A 16,837-nucleotide genomic window follows, 5' to 3' on the forward strand; every position below is an offset into this window, starting at 1 on the left:
TTCATGACCGAGATGCAGAAGTCCATGGCCGTATTCGCCGGGTCCGTCAACCCGCCTTTGGCCGAGCGCATTGCCAAAGAGCTGAACGTGTCGCTGGGCAACGTGCGGCTCGAGAAGTTCGCCAACGGCGAGATCTACGCCCGCTACCAGGACAGCGTCCGCGGCGCCGACGTGTTCATCATCCAGTCGGTATGCGCCGGCAACGGCTACGACGTCAACGACGCCCTCATGGAGCTGCTCATCATGGTGGACGCCGCCAAGCGCGCCTCGGCCCGCCAGGTTTCCGCCGTCATCACCCATTACGGCTACGCGCGCCAGGACCGCAAGGCCGCCCCGCGCGAGCCCATCACCGCCAAGCTGGTGGCCGACCTGCTCACCGCCGCCGGCGTGGACAACGTCATCACCATCGACCTGCACCAGGACGCCATCCAGGGCTTCTTCGACCTGCCGGTGAACCATATGACCGCCATGCCCATCTTCGTTGACTACTTCCAGAACCTGGGGCTTGACAAGGATCGTCTGTGCGTGGTGTCGCCGGACGTGGGCCGGGCCAAGGCGGCCAAGAAGTTCTCCACCCTTATGGACTGCGACCTGGCCATCATGCACAAGGATCGTCCGAACCACAACATGGCCGAGATTACGGCGCTCATCGGAGATGTGGACGGCAAGATCTGCATCCTCAACGACGACATGATCGATACGGCCGGTTCCCTGGTTGCGGCCGCTGCCACCCTTAAGGCCAAGGGCGCCGACCAGGTGTACGCCTGCGCCACCCACGGCCTGTTCAGCGGCCCGGCTTACGATCGCATCGAGAACTCCGCCATCGAGCAGGTGGTGGTCACCAACGCCGTGCCCGTGCCGCTCGAGCGCCAGACCGGCAAGATTAAGGTGCTCTCCGTGGGGCCGCTGTTCGCTAAGACCATCAGCAACGTATACACCAACGGTTCCGTGGCCCAGCTGTTCGAGTAGGAAGCGCCCATGTACCTTGTCGTCGGCCTGGGAAACCCCGGGGAGGAGTACGCGCACACGCGCCACAACGCCGGCTTCGACGCCGTCGACCGCTTGGCCGAGGAAGTAGGAGCCCGTTACTGGAAGAGCGAGGGCGGGGCGCTTACGGCCAAGGGAAGCTGGCGCGGGCACGACGTGGTGCTGGCAAAGCCCCAAAGCTACATGAACACCTCCGGCGGCCCCGTGAAGACGCTCCTGAAGACCTACGGAGTGCAGCCCGACCACCTCATCGTCATCCACGACGAGCTGGACATCGATCCGGGCACTATTCGCGTGAAGTTCGGCGGAGGCCATGCGGGTCACAACGGCCTGCGCTCCATCTGCGACAAGCTGCAGACCCGCGACTGGTTCCGCATTCGTTGCGGCATCGGGCGGCCTCCGGGGCGCATGCCCGTGGTCGACTGGGTGCTCAGCCGCCCGAAGCGCGAGGCCGAGGAGGACTTCGCCCAAGCCTGCGACCAGGCGTCCCAGGCGGCGTTGCTCCTGATGGAGCACGGGCTGGAGAAGACTCAGCAGCAGTTCAACTAGGGTGTAGCAGGGCAAGCCCCCGACGCCTTTCCTCCGGATGCGCCCTACGATGGGATGGCGTCCGGTATAGGGTGACGATGCGGTTTCCCCAGGGTACGCCGCCCGCCCCGCGAGGACGGCCGTCCGCCCGTCCGCGGCCAGTCGGTTCTCTGTCGTCTTGGGGAAGACGCAGGACAGAGGTTGACTGACGTGATAAAATGCTACCTCGTCGTTTTGTTGTCAACCTTCGATGGGAAGTTCTAACATGGACCTAGCAAAGCAGGCGCAGATCGTTGATTCGATTCACGATACGCTCAACGATTTCGTAGGCCAGCGTCTGAAGGTGCGTGCCAACATGGGCCGCTCGAAGATCGTCGAGAACGAGGGTACGCTGATGCAGGTGCATCCCCAGCTGTTCATCCTGGAGATGGACCGCAAGCGTGGTCGCACCGCCCGCCAGTCCTACCAGTACGTCGACGTGCTCACCGGCATGGTGGAGCTTTCCCAGAACGGCGAGCCCCTGTTCCAGCCCTTCGTCCCCGAAGAGGGCGACGTTTTTTCCGACATGATGGACGAGCCGCTGGAGGAGAGCGTCCTAGCCTAGCGCTGGATGCGAAGCAGCGTTCGGCCTTCGCGTTTTCATGAACGAGCCTTAATCGACGGGCCCTTCCGCGCTCCCACCGAAAGGGGAGAGCGGAAGGGCCCGTCGGCATGTGGTGCGCTTCAGCCTTGACCAGCCCCGTCCTTCTGCGCCTGATGACGTATGGTGAAAGGGTCTAGCGACGTGCGGTACGCTCTAGCTGCTAGTTTTGGGATTGGGGAAACGGCAGGCCCTGATCGGGCTGGTCTTCAAGGAAGATGACCGTGCTTTCAGGCAGTCCCTCCTCGACGCCCGGACCCCGCTGCGGGCAATCCGCTTCACCTGACCCGAAGAACGACCCGATAAGGCGCGAAACAGCAATGATCCGCTCGTTCAGTTCCTGGTCTGCCGTGGCCGACATGTCTATCGCTCCTTCCACTGCGCTGCGGGTTGGGACGGGCGTCTCGCCGGGTGTGGGCAAGGACGGACGGGCTGTGTTTGCACTACGACTGCCCGCCTTGCACCTGCGCACTAATATACAACGGTTTGGAAACAAACGCTAGGGGTAATTAATGTTTACAAACCTGGAAAAGACCAGGTGATTCCTTATATATAAGGCGAATAGATATTCATAGCAAAAAGCTATGGTTTGTTTCTGCGCCTGGCTGGAGTGCCTTGCTTGGGAATGTTCGTTCTTGACAGATGCCCGCCGTTGCGGCAAAATAATGAGTCGCGCATCATGCGCACCGATCCGTGGGGATGTAGCTCAGCTGGGAGAGCACCACGTTCGCAACGTGGGGGTCGGGGGTTCGAGCCCCCTCATCTCCACCACTGATGGTAAAGGCGGCCACCTGGTAAACCGGGTGCCCGCCTTTTTCTGTTATGCGCAGCACGGCTCGTCGGATGCGTTGCGTGCAATCTGTCGGATGCGCACTGCACGATATGCCGGATATGCAGCGCACAACCGGCATGTCGTGCAGCGAATCGCCGGCTCTCTGAACTGGCATGATGCCCTGTCTTACCAGGTCAGAGAGCATGTATCGAGTTGTCTATTGTGCGGCCGAATCAACCGAAGGCCGCCTCTCGGCTGCCGCCGCCGCGTGCCCCGGCTGCTACTTGATGGTGAGCACCGGCACGTCGGTGTGCTCCTGCACGCCCTTGGCTACGCCGCCGAGCAGGCCTCGCAGGCCGCCTGCGCCATGGCGGCCCATGACGATCATACCCACGTTGTGCTCCTTGGCAAACCCTGCGATAGCGGTCGCAACGTCGGGGCCGACTACCGTGACGTACTTCACGCTGCCTTCGGGCACGCCGGCATAGGCTTCCGCACCGGCTTTCTCCATGGCGTCCATGGCGTGCTGCACGTCGATATGGCTCACCTTGTCGGCCTCGATGTAGTTGAAGATGGCCGTTCCTCCAATGCCCACGCCGGCTTCTGCGCTCAGCGCCGACAGGTCGATCGCTTCATCGACCACGGTGAGCACGATGACGGGCACGTCGGGAAAGTCCTTCAGAATGGTCGCGGAAACCTCCATAGCCTTGGTTGCGTGAACTGACCCGTCGAAGGGAACGAGTACGGTTTTCGAATCCATGATGGCCTCCTTGCGTTGTCCGAAGGGCTGCGTCCCTGCTTCTGCCGCAAGCTCGAGTGCTGGGGGGCGGACCCTTGCGCCTCAAATAAAACCCTTGAAGTCATCATATGCCTGCTCACGTATGCGGGAGCCAGTGTGCAGAAGTTGTCAACGCAGCGATACCTTTGCGGGAATTCGTCCGCTGGGCAACCTGCCTGTAAAGGTTGAGTTGAGATTGCGGCGGCAGGTCGAGGGAGCCCCTAGGAAAGCGCTATGATTTGCCAAGCTGCGTTCGTCCGGACGCGGCCTGGCATCGAAACCTGAACCTAACGCCAAGGAGGCACCATCATGGATCAGCGTGTGTACGAACTGCTTAACGACCAGATCAACAAGGAGCTGTACTCCTCCTACCTGTACCTGTCCTTCGCCGACTACTACGAGCAGAAGGGCCTGAAGGGCTTCGCCAACTGGTACAACATCCAGGCCAAGGAGGAGCTCGACCACGCCCTTATCTTCCGCAACTACCTGCATGAGAACAGCTGCGATGTGAAGCTTCTCGCCATCGATCAGCCCAACAAGGAGTTCACCGACTTCGTGCAGCCCCTGGAGGCCGCCCTCGAGCACGAGAAGTACGTCACCAGCCTCATCCACGCCATCTACGCTGCGGCCTTCGAGGCTCACGACTACCGCACCATGAACTTCCTGTCCTGGTTCATCGAGGAACAGCAGGAGGAAGAGGACAATGCGGAAACCATGGTCACGCGCATGAAGCTGTTCGGCGACGACGCCAAGGCGCTTTACGACCTCGACCAGGAGAACGCGGCGCGCACCTACAGCGTGCCCAGCCCTCTGGCCGGCAAGGAGTAAGCGCGCCCGTCGGCTGGCCGGCAAGGAGTAGGCGCGTCCGTCGGCTGGCCGGCGCGCTCGGCGAGGGCGTCGGGCTCGGCCTGTATCGGCTGCCTGCCTATCGGTGATTGCGCAGGCGGCATTACGTGGTTCAGATGCGAGGGAGGTGCCCTGAAGGCGCTCCCTCGCTTTGCGTTTTCGGCCGTCGGCGGATGGCTGCAGACTGCAAGGCAAGCCGGACCCTCGCGCTCCCGACCATATGGAGAAGGGGTTTGCAACGTCGTAATAATTTTGTACAATACCCGCCACCGATGGCTTTGCCATGCAACGCTTCCGACGACTGTCTTCGCCAAGTACAGGTCCACAAGCTTTTTGCGGCAACCCCGTCGCCAACGGGTTCGGGCGTTTGAACCGCCTGCCAAGCTGTCGGTATTCCTTTCGATGGGGCCGGGGTGCGCACCTCGGCCCCATTGCGTTGCCCTTCGAGCTAACCGCCTTCGGTCTGGCTGCCTGCTAGCTCCTTCGGCATGCCTCCACCAGCGCGGTGAAGAGGGCGGCATGGTCGGGAAGGTACTCGGGATGCCACTGGACGCCCAGGAAGAAGCGTTTCGACGGCGCCTCGATAGCTTCCACGATGCCGTCCGCATCCTTCGCCGACGGCACCAGTTGGGGGGCCACCTGGTCCACGGCCTGATGGTGCATGGAGTTCACGGCCAGCGAGTCGGTGTCGAAGATGCGCGAGAGCAGCGTGTCCGGCGCCACGTCGACGACGTGGGACGTCTCCTGGTAGGGAACCTGCTGGCTGTGGGATGCCCCTATGGCCAGGTCAGGAACGTGCTGGTAGAGCGTGCCGCCCAGGGCGACGTCCATCATCTGCATGCCTCGACAAATGCCCAAGGTGGGCAGGTCGGCCAGAAACGCCGCGCGGGCAAGCGCCTGCTCAAGCGTGTCGCGCTCGAAGCGAGCTGGCGCGGTTTCGGCATGGGGGTCTTGGTCGTAGAGGGCGGGGTTGAGGTCGCGCCCTCCCGAAAGCACCAGGGCATCCAAGCGTCCAACCAGCTCTTTCGCCTGGTCGTGCGCCTTGTCCTTAACGATGCGCTGCCATTCCTGCGGTCCCGATTCCAGCTGCAGCTTGCGGTGGCCGGCGTGCATGGGCGGGATGAGCACTACGGTGGTGCCTGTGTTCTGCAGAGCCGAGATGTATTCGATGGCCACGCGCTCGATGCGGGTGAGCTCGTCCGGCTGCTCGATTTCCGAGTACATGGTGGTGATGCCGACGATCATGGCGAACCTCCTGGAGCGTCTTCGCTGGTCCGCTCTATTGTAAGCAATCAGCCCCTCGTTGCGTCCAACCGTATGCGTGCTGAAACGAAAGATCGGCATGGCGGGCGCCCTGATGCTAGGTGCCGGGCGCCGGTGCCGCCCGCCTGCCCGGTGCGGCGGGGGCCGGCGCGCGCAAAAAAAGGCGCACCCGCGAAGGATGCGCCCTGTCTGCTCCGGCAATACGGTAGCGCTTCGGCTCTGCGCTACGCCTTGAATCGGTACCCGTAGCCGCGGACCGTTTCCACCAGCGCCGGGTCGTAGCCGGCGGATTCGATCTTGTCGCGCAGGCGTTTGATGTGCGTGTCCACGGTCTTGGTCTCGGTCAGGTACTCCCAACCCCAGGCGTCGCGCAGCAAATCCTCGCGGGAGACCACGCGCCCGGCGTTCTTCATAAGACTGGCTAGCAGCTCGAACTCGCGCGGGGTGAGCTCGATCTCGCCATGGTCGCCCGAAGCGGTGTGGGCGTCTTCGTCCAGCGTGATGCCGGAGGCGGTGATGGCGTGGTTGGCGCCCGGGAAGTCGCCGCCGTTGCCGCGGCGCAGCAGCGCGCGCACGCGGGCGATGAGCTCGCGCACGCCGAAGGGCTTGGCCAGGTAGTCGTCGCCGCCGATTTCCAGGCCCACCACCTTGTCAAGCTCGGTGTCGCGGGCGGAGAGGAACAGCACGGGCACCGACGTGCGCGCCCGCAGGCGGCGGCACAGCTCGTAGCCGTCCATGCCCGGCAGCATGATGTCCAAAACGAACAGGTCGTAGCTGTTCTTCGCAGCCAGGTTCAGGGCTTCTTCGCCGTTGTCGACGACATCGACCGTGAAGCCTTCCTTTTTCAGGGCGTAGCTCACGAATTCGGTTATGGAGGGCTCGTCGTCGCAGACGAGGATGCGGTGCATTGTTTCGCGCATAGTGTGCCTTCCGATCGTAGCTTGAAGATGTGCGCTTCGCTTCGCGGTGCCTTCGGGCGGCCGCGGTTTCCAGCGGTTCTACTCCCAAAGGCAACCTTATTGGTGACAATCGTAGCGTTTGCCCGACGGTTTCCCATCAACGCGTTATCATATCACCGAAACAATTATAACTATATCTTTCCAATGGTGACCTTCTTCCTAAACAAGGAGCCTGTAAATAATATGTTACTTGTAATAGATGTGGGAAACACTCATACCGTTATCGGCGTATTCCGCGGGTCTGAGCTGGTGCAACGCTGGCGCATGGCTACGAACAAGCTGCATACGGCCGACGAGCTTCGCCTGAAGCTGCAGCCGCTGCTGGCCTCTGCGGAGCTGTCGGCGCAAGACCTTGACGGGGCGTGCATCGCAAGCGTGGTTCCGAAGCTGACCGATGCGTGGGGCGAGGCGGCTTTCGTGCTTTTGGGCGTTATGCCCGTCATCTGCAACGCCCGTGCGGCCGGCGCCCTGTTCGAGACCGATTATCCCAACCCCAGCGAAATAGGCGCCGACCGCGTGGCCGATGCCGTGGGGGCGAAGGCTTTGTACGGCTCGCCAGTGGTGACGGTGGACTTCGGCACGGCCACCAACATGGAAGTGATCGACAAGGACGGGAAGTTCGTAGGCGGCGTCATCGCCCCCGGTATCGACACGTCGGCATCCGCCCTGACCGAGCGCGCCACCAAGCTGGGAGCCATCGATTTCGCCGACCCCCATACAGCCATCGGGCGCAACACCGCTGAGGCCATGCAGGTGGGCATCGTCTACGGCGAGGCCGACCGGGTGGACGGCATCGTGAACCGCATTTTCGACCAGCTGGGCTACCGGGCCCCGGTGATCGCCACGGGCGGCTTGGCCTACCGCGTAGCCAAGATTAGCAGCACCATCACCGACACGAACCCCGACCTCACCCTGGAGGGCCTGCGCCTGGTCTACAACGAGTTCGTGAGCAACCACGGCTAGCAGCCCCGCGCCCAGCCCGCACCGGCGGCCGCCTCGCTTTCCTGCGCTCCCGATTGCGCCGATGCTTGCCGCCGCGTCGACGCCCGCGCGGTTCTTCGTCGAGGGAGACTGCTCGTTCGGCGCGCGCCGTCCGTGTTGCGCTCTTCGGGCGCTATACTTTGCACCAAGCGAATCGGCCGAGGTGCGAGGGGCCGAACGGTCATCCGACGAGAAAGCAGGTTTCCATGCTCAGCGACATCGAGATTGCCCAGGCGGCGAACCCCAAGCATATTTCCGAGATCGCGCAGGCGGCCGGCGTTCCCCAGGAGTACCTGGAGATGTACGGCACGAACAAGGCGAAGGTGGACTACAACCTGCTGTCCGACCAGGAGCATGCGCCGGGCAAGCTCATCCTGGTAACGGCCATCAACCCCACGCCGGCCGGCGAGGGCAAGACCACCACCACCGTGGGTCTGGCCGATGCGCTTGCCAAGCGCGGCAAAAACGTGGTGGTGGCCCTGCGCGAGCCTAGCCTGGGGCCGGTGTTCGGCATCAAGGGCGGCGCTGCGGGCGGCGGCTACGCCCAGGTGGTGCCCATGGAGGACATCAACCTGCACTTCACCGGCGACTTCCACGCCATCGGCGCTGCGAACAACCTGCTGGCGGCGCTTTTGGACGCCCACATCCAGAACGGCAACGAGCTGGGTATCGACGTGCGCAAGATCACCTGGAAGCGCGTGGTGGACATGAACGACCGCCAGCTGCGCCATATCGTGGACGGCCTGGGCGGCAAGGCCCACGGCGTGCCCCGCGAGGACGGCTTCGACATCACCGTGGCCTCCGAGGTCATGGCCATCTTCTGCCTGGCCACCTCCATCACCGACCTGAAGGAGCGCCTGGGGCGCATCGTGGTGGGCTACACCTACGACGACGCGCCGGTCACCGCCCACGACCTGCATGCCGAAGGCGCCATGGCCGCGCTGCTCAAGGACGCGCTGAAGCCGAACCTGGTGCAGACCCTGGAAGGCACTCCGGCCTTCGTGCACGGCGGCCCCTTCGCCAACATCGCCCACGGCTGCAACTCCATCATGGCTACGCGCATGGCGCTGGCCCTGGGAGACTACTGCGTGACCGAAGCCGGCTTCGGCGCCGACCTTGGTGCGGAGAAGTTCCTGGACATCAAGTGCCGTCTGGCCGGCCTTAAGCCCGACGCGGTGGTGGTGGTTGCCACGGTGCGGGCGCTCAAGAACCACGGCGGCGTTGCCAAGGCGGACCTCGCCGAGGAGAACCTGGAGGCGCTGGAGGCGGGCCTGCCGAACCTGCTGCAGCATGTTGAGAACATCACCAACGTGTACAACCTGCCCTGCGTGGTGGCCATCAACGCGTTCCCCACCGACACGAAGGCCGAGCTCGACCTGGTGGAGGCCAAGTGCCGCGAGCTGGGCGTGAACGTGGCGCTCTCCGAAGTGTGGGCGCGCGGCGGCGAGGGCGGCCTGGCGCTTGCCGACGAGGTGGTGGCCTTGTGCGAGCACGGCGACGCCGCCGGCCGCAGCGCCGACACCTTCACCTTCTCCTACGACGATTCGCTCACCCTCGCCGAGAAGATCGAGGCCATCGCCAAGCGCATCTACCATGCCGACGGCGTTGTCTTCGAGCCCAGCGCCCAGAAGCAGCTGGCGCAGCTGGAGGCTCTCGGCTTCGGCGGCATGCCCGTGTGCATGGCCAAGACCCAGTACTCCTTCAGCGACGACGCCTCGAAGCTGGGGGCGCCCCGCGGCTTCACCGTCACGGTGCGCGAGGTGAAGGTTTCCGCCGGCGCCGGCTTCGTGGTGGCGCTCACCGGCTCGATCATGACCATGCCGGGCCTGGGCAAGAACCCCGCCGCCTTCAAGATCGACGTCGATGAGAAGGGCGTGATCAGCGGCCTGTTCTAAGGATTGCTGGCATGGGGTGCCCCGGCTTTGAACCGCATCCCGGTTCTTGGGCGGGGCGCCCCGGTTTGTCGCGAGCGCAACGCACGAGGGCGGGGTTTCGCAGGATTTCGAGCAGAACCCCGCCCTCGTGCGTTGTAATACGCGGCTTCTGATAGAGGCGACAAAACCGAACGCCCCCCGCTGGATGCTCTGGCGGGGGGCGTTCGGTTTCGGGGTTCTGCCGGCGTTGTGCTGCTGCGCCGGCCGTTGCTTCGCCCGGGGGCGCGCTTGCCGGGGCCCGGCTATACCACCAGCGTCACGATGCGCAGGGCGAACAGCGCCGCCGCAATCCACATGACCCAGTGCACCTCCTTGGCGCGGCCCTGGCAGATGCGCACAATCACGAAGGACAGCATGCCGAACATGATGCCGTTGGCGATGGAGTAGGTGAAGGGCATCATGATGAGGGCCAGGAATCCGCCGATGGCGCTGGCGGCGTCGGCGGAGAAGTCCATCTCGGTCACCGACGAGATCATGAGCAGGCCCACGAACACCAAGGCCGGCGTGGTGGCGAAGCTGGGGATGGCCAGGAAGATGGGGGAGAGCAGCAGCGACACCACGAACAGCACGCCGGTGGTGAGCGCCGTGAGTCCCGTGCGGCCGCCGGCAGCTACGCCGGCGCTGCTCTCGACGTAGCTGGTCACCGTGGAGGTGCCCATCATGGAACCGAAGACGGTGCCTACGGCGTCGGACATGAGCGCCTGCTTGGCGCGGGGCAGCTTGCCCTCCTTGTCAAGCAGGCCGCCCTTGCTGGCCACGCCGATGAGCGTGCCCGCGGTGTCGAACAAATCGACGAACAGGAACGCGAACACGATCACCAGGAAGTCGATGAAGTGGCTGGCCACGAATTCGAAGTTGAACTGGCAGAAGTAGGGGGCGGTGAAGGTGATGCCGCTGCTGAAGTCGGGCAGCAGCGAGTACACGCCGGCTTCGGGGTCAACCTGGTACCAGCCGATGGCCTGGGCGATCATGCCCAGCACCCACGTGCCCAGGATGCCCCATAGGATGTAGCCGGGCACCTTGTAGTGGTACATGACGGCCACCAGCAGAAGGCCTATGCAGGCCAGAGCCATCTCCGGCGTGGCGAACGAGCCCAGGTCGATGAGCGTGGACGGGTTGCCCACCACAACGCCGGCGCCCTCCAGGCCCACCAGGGCAATGAACAGGCCGATACCGGCGGAAATGCCCAGCTTCAGGTTGCGCGGCACGTCGTTGACCAGGGCCTCGCGGAATTTGCAGACGGTCAGCAGGATGAAGATGAGGCCTTCCACCAGCACCGCCGTGAGCGCCACGGTCCACGGGTCGTTGATGCCCTGCTCGGCCAGGGGAATGCACACCGAGTAGGCGAAATAGGCGTTGAGCCCCATGCCGCTGGCCAGCGCGATGGGGTAGTTCGCGTAGAACGCCATGAACAGCGTGGCGAAGGCCGCCGACACCGCCGTGGCCGTGAACACCGCGCCGGCGTCCATTCCCGAAGCCGACAGGATGGACGGGTTCACGGCCAAAATGTAGACCATGGACAGGAACGTGATGGTTCCCGCCATGACCTCCGTTTTGACCGTGGTCCCGTGCTCTTTCAGCTTGAAGAACTTTTCCATGATCCTCCTTTGCAGGTAGCGTGGGATTGCCGCGCTTTCCGTGCCGTAGAACCCGCCGGCGATTGCGCGCCAGTCCCGTCAACAGTGAAGAGCAGCATCATTGTATGCGCAAATCGGCTGCGCAGGCGCGGAAACTTTCAAGCGCAGCGAACGCGGGCGTGCGCGGGCGGCGGGCTTGGGCCGCTGGGCGCCGATGCGGGCTTCCGTAAGGTTTGGGGAACATGGCCGCGCGGGGAGTTTCGCTGGATTGGGGTGGGGTACAATAGCGCGACCGCCGCCTGAACGTGCCTGCGGGCTGCACGGGCGGTTCGGGATTCTCGCAACTGCGCCACCGTCGGGTCGGATGCTCGGCGGACGCACGATATCGAAGCGGAAGGCGGCATCCATGAAGGCACTCATACCTGCGGCGGGTCTGGGAACGCGGTTTCTGCCCATCACCAAGAGCATTCCGAAAGAGATGCTGCTGGTGGTGGATAAGCCGGCCATCCAATACGTGGTGGAGGAGGGCCTGGCGTCGGGGGCCGACGAGGTCGTCATCGTGAACAGCCGCCAGAAGCAGGCCATCGAGGACTACTTCTCGCCTGCGCCCGAGCTGGCGGCCGAGCTGCGCGAGCGCGGTAAGGACGCTTACGCCGCCCTGGTGGAGCAGGTGGCCTCCTACCCGGTGAGCTACGTCTACCAGGAAGAGGCGCTGGGGCTGGGCCATGCGGTCCGCTGCGCTGCCGAAGCCTGCGGCGACGAGCCCTTCTACGTGCTGCTGGGGGACGTGCTGGTGCCGGGCAACGCCATGCTGCCGGCTATGAAGCGCGTCTCCGACGAGCACGGCGGCGCCAGCGTCATCGCCGTCATGCCCGTGCCTTCCGACCAGGTGAGCCGTTTCGGCGTCATCGCCGGCGCCCGGGTGCAGGAAGGCTCCGGCGGGGACGTGTGGAAGGTGGACGGCCTGGTGGAGAAGCCGGCTGCCGAAGCTGCGCCCTCGAATCTGGCGGTGTTCGGCCGCTATCTGCTCAGCCCGCGGGTCATGGAGCTTCTGGCCGAGGTGCGCCCGGGGGTGGGCGGCGAGATCCAGCTGACCGACGCCCTGGACGCGGTGCTCGCCGAAGAGGAGATGTACGCGCTGGTGGTCAGCCCCGACGACGGCTACGACACCGGCACCGTGGAAAGCTGGCTTGACACGAACAACCGCCTGTACGCCCAGCGTTTCGGCGAAGGACGATAGCCAAACGCGATGGCCGCGTCGCGCGGGCGCGGCTTCGCCTCCGCGCGTCTGCGACCTTTTTAGAAGCAAGGAAAAAGACGGCCCGGGGAGAGGGGAACTCCACCGGGCCACAAGGAGGGGATGATGCGGCGCTTTCGCACCGCTCTGCTTCATAAGGGGATAAAGCAGAAGCAAACTGAAGGAGGGGAATCTTTCGTTTGCTGAGACAGATTATAATAGTTGACATTGCAGATGATATGTGCCACCCATGCACGTTTTGTGAATCGAAAGGATTTCCCCATGCCCGACATTCAGCTGCGTTTCGCCAAGGACATGCTGGTTTTGTCGTCGCCGGTGCAGGCGGCTCTTGAGAACCAGGGCTTCGATACGGCCAAGGACCTGGGGTACGCCTGCTTGGTGGAGCCCGAGCTGGTGCGCGGAGCGCTCATGATGAACAAGGTGGCCGGCGCCCAGGTGATGGTGGCTCCCACGGCCTATCTGACGCCGGCTCGCCTGGCCCACCAGCACCTGGACGGTCGGGCCCAGGAGGTGGCCGAAGCCGCCGTGGCCGTCGCGCGCAAGACCGAGCCCCAGCATCTGCTGCTGGAGATCGCCCCCTGCGGGCTGCCCTTGGACCCGTCGAGCAAGGCGTCGCTGAACGAGAATCGCGCCCAATACGCCGAGGCCGCTCGGGTGCTGGCGCCCTTCGACGCCGACGCGCTGTTCCTGAACGGCTTTGCGAGCGTCGACGACCTGAAGTGCGCCCTCATGGGCGTGCGCCAGGTGTGGGAGGGGCCGCTGTTCGCCTCGGCGGACGTGCGCGGCGACGGCATGCTGGAGGGGGGTCGCCACAGCTTCGAGGAGGCGCTGGAGGCCATGGTCGACCTGGGCGCCGACGTGGTGGGATTGCAGACCGGCGCGCCCCTGGCCGACGCGTTGGCGCTGGCGGGCAAGGCGGCGGCGTGGAACCGCCCGTCGTTGGTGCAGCTTTCCGTGGGCCCGCGCGACGACCGCCAGGGCGCTCCCACGGCGGAAAACCCCTACTACTGTCCGGATACGCTGGTGGAGGCCGCTACGGCTCTGCGCGGCTGCGGCACGCAGTTCCTTCGGGCCTGCGGATGCGCCACCCCCGCCTATACCGGCGCCCTGGTGGCCGCCAGCGAGGGCTTCGACGTGGTGGTGTCCGAATAGGGCGCCGAACCGTCGCGATTATCTGAAGGCTTCGAATCGCTGGGGCGCCGCTGCGCGTTCCGGACGGAAGGACGTTCATGGCGCCAACCGCATCGGGTCGCGAGCCCAGCCCCTACTATGGGGCGTTGCAAGACATGGTGGACTCCCTGTTCCCCGCAACCGACGACGATCCGGCCGCGGCGGTGCTCGCCCAGGCAGGGCTGGGGCCGCAGGTGCGCCGTCTGGACATCGTCATGGCCGCCGAAGCAGCCGACCTGCCCGACGAGCTGCGAGAGGTGGTAAACCTGCTGCCGCCCGGCGACTACACGCGCCAGCGGCTGTGCGTGCAGCTGAACTCCGCCATAGGGGGCCACGCCTGGGGTCAGGTGTACGGCACCGTCGAATAGCCTTGTCCCCGGCGCATCCGCACGTGGCTGCGGCTTGTCCCGAACCCAGCGCGCAATGCGGCGGTTGCGGCATGCAAGGGCCGGTCGGGCGCGAGGCCGCGGGTCTACGGCGCGGGCTCGGCGAGGCAGGCCGCCAGCCTCGCCGCGGCGGCAAAGCTTACGGATTCGCAGCCAATGTGAATAATCGATGAACCCCCCGGCGCTATCCTGCGAAAACGCGGCGATCGCATATGTCAAGCCTTGTCTGCGAACTTTTCTGCAAATACTATATGTGCGCTCTTCAACGAACGAACCCCACTATATATTGTGGATTGCGGGTGGCATTTTCGGGCACGCCGCGTAGCTCATCGGCGCGCGAAAACCCAGATGGTCACGAAGAAGACGACGGACGAAAAACAGCAGGCGAAGCGATTAGGAGATTGGACCTATGGTCACCACCATCATCAAGCGCGACGGGCGCACGGCTCAGTTCGACGAGGGCAAGATCGCCGAGGCGGTGGAGAAAGCGTTCCAGGCCTCCGGCGCCATGCAGAGCCGCAGCGCCGCCGACGAGGTGGCCGCCTGCGTGGTCCAGAAGCTGGAAGACGGCGCCATCGAGGGCATCCCCACCGTGGAGGGCGTGCAGGACATCGTGGAGGAGACGCTGGCCGAGATGGGCTTCGTGCAGACCTCCAAGGCCTACATCCTCTACCGCGCCGAGCGCTCCAAGGCCCGTGACGTGAACAGCCGTCTCATGCAGACCCTGAAGGACATCACGTTCTCCAAGGCCGCCGACTCCGACATGAAGCGCGAGAATGCCAACATCGACGCCGACACCGCCATGGGTACCATGCTCAAGTACGGCAGCGAATCTGCTAAGCAGTTCTACGAGATGTGCGTCATCGACCCGAAGTTCGCTCGGGCGCATCGCGAGGGCGACATCCACATCCACGACATGGACTTCTACACCCTAACCACCACCTGCTGCCAGATCGAGCTGCGCAAGCTCTTCCGCGGCGGCTTCTCCACCGGCCACGGCGTGCTGCGCGAGCCCAACGACATCTCCTCCTACGCGGCCCTGGCCTGCATCGCCATCCAGTCCAACCAGAATGACCAGCACGGCGGCCAGTCCATCTGCGACTTCGACTACGGCCTTGCCGAAGGCGTGCGCAAGACCTACCGCCGCCTGTACAAGAAGCATCTGGCCGAGGCCCTGGAGCTGACCACCGATCTGGACGACCCCCGCGGAGTGGCCCAGGCCGCCTGCGCCGAGGCCGAGGCGAAGACGGGCACGTGGGCTTCCATGGACATGAATTCCGAGTACGAGGACGTGGTCCGCGGCGAGCTGAAGATGCTCGGGCTTGACAAGTCCCACGCCGACAAGGCCATGGGCTATGCCGTCCGCCAGGCCCAGGCCGACACCGACCGCACCACCTTCCAGGCCATGGAGGCGCTGGTGCACAACCTGAACACCATGCACAGCCGCGCCGGCGCCCAGACGCCGTTCAGCTCCATCAACTACGGCATGGACACCAGCCCCGAGGGCCGTCTGGTCATCAAGAACATGTTGTTGGCCACCGAGCAGGGCCTGGGGTCGGGCGAGACCCCTATCTTCCCGGTGCAGATCTTCCGCGTGAAGGAAGGCGTGAACTACAACCCCGAGGACCCCAACTACGACCTGTTCAAGCTGGCCATGCGCTGCTCGGCCAAGCGCCTGTTCCCGAACTTCAGCTTCCTGGACGCACCCTTCAACATCCAGTACTACAAGGGCACGCCGGAAACCGAGATCGCCTACATGGGCTGCCGCACCCGCGTCATGGGCAACGTGTTCGATCCGTCCCGCGAGGTGACCCCCGGCCGCGGCAACCTGTCCTTCACCTCCATCAACCTGCCCCGTCTGGCTATTCGCGCCAAGGGAGACATCGACCTGTTCTTCGACCTGCTGGACGCCAAGCTGGCCCTGGTCACCGCGCAGCTGGACGAGCGCTTCGAAATCCAGGCCCGCAAGCGCGTCTACAACGCCCCCTTCCTCATGGGCCAGGGCGTGTGGATCGACTCCGAGAAGCTGGCGCCCGCCGACGAGCAGCGCGAGGTGCTCAAGCACGGCACCCTCACCACGGGCTTCATCGGCCTGGCCGAGTGTCTGGTGGCGCTTACGGGCAAGCATCACGGTCAGTCCAAGGAGGCCCAGAACCTGGGCCTGGAGATCGTGGGCCACATGCGTAACTACACCGACCGCGTTTCCCGTGAGCGCGGCATGAACTACACGCTCATCGCCACGCCGGCCGAGGGCCTTTCCGGTCGCTTCGTCCGCATGGACCGCGCCCGCTACGGCGTCATCCCCGGCGTGACCGACCGCGACTACTACACCAACGGCTTCCATGTGCCGGTGTACTACGACATCTCCGCCTTCGACAAGGTGGAGACCGAGGCGCCCTACCATGCGCTCACCAACGGCGGCCACATCAGTTACATCGAGCTGGACGGCGACCCCACCGACAACCTGGAAGCTTTCGAAGCGGTCATCCGCCACATGAAGGAGTGCGGTATGGGTTACGGCTCGGTGAACCATCCGGTGGACCGCGACCCGGTGTGCGGTTACAACGGTATCATCGGCGACGTATGCCCCAAGTGCGGTCGCCGCGAAGAGGAGCACGGAACCTCCTTCGAGCGCATCCGCCGCATCACCGGCTACCTGGTGGGCACACTGGACCGCTTCAACGACGCCAAGCGCGCCGAAGAGCACGATCGCGTGAAGCACCAGGTGAAAATGGACTAACCGTCGCTGGCCGCCCGC

15 protein-coding genes and 1 tRNA gene are annotated in these 16,837 nt (G+C 64.5%); 11 read left to right on the plus strand and 5 right to left on the minus strand.

Features of this window, described 5'->3' with window-relative positions:
- Nucleotides 1-3: 3 nt before the first annotated feature.
- The 3 genes from NFR41_RS02780 (at nucleotide 4) to NFR41_RS02790 (ending at nucleotide 2,119) form a co-directional block, all read left to right on the plus strand.
- Nucleotides 4-969 (plus strand): ribose-phosphate diphosphokinase, encoded by a 966-nt coding sequence (locus tag NFR41_RS02780; protein ID WP_160212685.1) that lies wholly within the window; start codon nucleotides 4-6, stop codon nucleotides 967-969.
- 9 nt (nucleotides 970-978) lie between these two features.
- Nucleotides 979-1,536 carry an aminoacyl-tRNA hydrolase gene (pth, locus tag NFR41_RS02785; RefSeq protein ID WP_160212686.1) on the plus strand — a complete coding sequence of 186 codons (558 nt, stop codon included), beginning with the start codon at nucleotides 979-981 and terminating at the stop codon, nucleotides 1,534-1,536.
- 244 nt (nucleotides 1,537-1,780) lie between these two features.
- Nucleotides 1,781-2,119: a Veg family protein gene (locus NFR41_RS02790; protein WP_251230635.1), complete on the plus strand. Its 339-nt coding sequence runs from the start codon at nucleotides 1,781-1,783 to the stop codon at nucleotides 2,117-2,119.
- Between the two features lie 199 nt (nucleotides 2,120-2,318).
- Here the strand turns inward: NFR41_RS02790 and NFR41_RS02795 are convergent, their stop codons facing one another.
- A complete protein-coding gene (locus tag NFR41_RS02795; protein WP_160212688.1) occupies nucleotides 2,319-2,516 on the minus strand; it encodes a hypothetical protein in 198 nt (65 codons plus the stop codon).
- Nucleotides 2,517-2,850: 334 nt separating this feature from the next.
- Here NFR41_RS02795 and NFR41_RS02800 point away from each other — a divergent pair.
- A tRNA-Ala gene (locus tag NFR41_RS02800) sits at nucleotides 2,851-2,926 on the plus strand.
- A gap of 281 nt (nucleotides 2,927-3,207) precedes the next feature.
- Here NFR41_RS02800 and NFR41_RS02805 read toward each other — a convergent pair.
- The gene (locus tag NFR41_RS02805) at nucleotides 3,208-3,687 is read right to left on the minus strand and encodes a universal stress protein (RefSeq protein ID WP_160212689.1); all 480 of its coding nucleotides are present in this window, start codon (nucleotides 3,685-3,687) and stop codon (nucleotides 3,208-3,210) included.
- 327 nt (nucleotides 3,688-4,014) lie between these two features.
- Between NFR41_RS02805 and NFR41_RS02810 the strand changes: the two genes are divergently transcribed.
- Nucleotides 4,015-4,533, plus strand: a complete 519-nt coding sequence (locus tag NFR41_RS02810) for a ferritin (protein WP_251230636.1) — start codon at nucleotides 4,015-4,017, stop codon at nucleotides 4,531-4,533.
- A 492-nt stretch (nucleotides 4,534-5,025) separates the two neighbouring features.
- On the opposite strand, the gene NFR41_RS02815 is transcribed toward NFR41_RS02810, so the two are convergent.
- Both NFR41_RS02815 and NFR41_RS02820 read right to left on the minus strand, forming a co-directional pair.
- Nucleotides 5,026-5,796: a gamma-glutamyl-gamma-aminobutyrate hydrolase family protein gene (locus NFR41_RS02815; RefSeq protein ID WP_251230637.1), complete on the minus strand. Its 771-nt coding sequence runs from the start codon at nucleotides 5,794-5,796 to the stop codon at nucleotides 5,026-5,028.
- A 242-nt stretch (nucleotides 5,797-6,038) separates the two neighbouring features.
- Nucleotides 6,039-6,734: a response regulator transcription factor gene (locus tag NFR41_RS02820; protein WP_160212692.1), complete on the minus strand. Its 696-nt coding sequence runs from the start codon at nucleotides 6,732-6,734 to the stop codon at nucleotides 6,039-6,041.
- Nucleotides 6,735-6,956: 222 nt separating this feature from the next.
- Between NFR41_RS02820 and NFR41_RS02825 the strand changes: the two genes are divergently transcribed.
- Together NFR41_RS02825 and NFR41_RS02830 are read left to right on the plus strand one after the other, a co-directional pair.
- On the plus strand, nucleotides 6,957-7,736 hold the full coding sequence (locus NFR41_RS02825; RefSeq protein ID WP_251230638.1) for a type III pantothenate kinase: 780 nt from the start codon (nucleotides 6,957-6,959) through the stop codon (nucleotides 7,734-7,736).
- A 224-nt stretch (nucleotides 7,737-7,960) separates the two neighbouring features.
- A complete protein-coding gene (locus NFR41_RS02830; protein ID WP_160212694.1) occupies nucleotides 7,961-9,649 on the plus strand; it encodes a formate--tetrahydrofolate ligase in 1,689 nt (562 codons plus the stop codon).
- A 281-nt stretch (nucleotides 9,650-9,930) separates the two neighbouring features.
- Here NFR41_RS02830 and NFR41_RS02835 read toward each other — a convergent pair whose 3' ends face one another.
- Nucleotides 9,931-11,286 (minus strand): NCS2 family permease, encoded by a 1,356-nt coding sequence (locus NFR41_RS02835; protein WP_251230639.1) that lies wholly within the window; start codon nucleotides 11,284-11,286, stop codon nucleotides 9,931-9,933.
- Nucleotides 11,287-11,671: 385 nt separating this feature from the next.
- On the opposite strand from NFR41_RS02835, the gene NFR41_RS02840 reads away from it, so the two are divergent.
- The 4 genes from NFR41_RS02840 (at nucleotide 11,672) to NFR41_RS02855 (ending at nucleotide 16,819) form a co-directional block, all read left to right on the plus strand.
- Nucleotides 11,672-12,505, plus strand: coding sequence for a UTP--glucose-1-phosphate uridylyltransferase (locus NFR41_RS02840; RefSeq protein ID WP_160212696.1), 834 nt, complete (start codon nucleotides 11,672-11,674; stop codon nucleotides 12,503-12,505).
- Between the two features lie 279 nt (nucleotides 12,506-12,784).
- Nucleotides 12,785-13,675, plus strand: coding sequence for a homocysteine S-methyltransferase family protein (locus NFR41_RS02845; protein WP_251230640.1), 891 nt, complete (start codon nucleotides 12,785-12,787; stop codon nucleotides 13,673-13,675).
- A gap of 77 nt (nucleotides 13,676-13,752) precedes the next feature.
- The gene (locus NFR41_RS02850) at nucleotides 13,753-14,061 is read left to right on the plus strand and encodes a hypothetical protein (protein ID WP_251230641.1); all 309 of its coding nucleotides are present in this window, start codon (nucleotides 13,753-13,755) and stop codon (nucleotides 14,059-14,061) included.
- 427 nt (nucleotides 14,062-14,488) lie between these two features.
- On the plus strand, nucleotides 14,489-16,819 hold the full coding sequence (locus tag NFR41_RS02855; RefSeq protein ID WP_160304947.1) for an anaerobic ribonucleoside triphosphate reductase: 2,331 nt from the start codon (nucleotides 14,489-14,491) through the stop codon (nucleotides 16,817-16,819).
- Nucleotides 16,820-16,837 lie beyond the last annotated feature (18 nt).

The sequence above is a fragment of the Adlercreutzia aquisgranensis genome, from assembly GCF_943193145.1.
Classification (GTDB): Bacteria; Actinomycetota; Coriobacteriia; order Coriobacteriales; family Eggerthellaceae; genus Xiamenia; species Xiamenia aquisgranensis.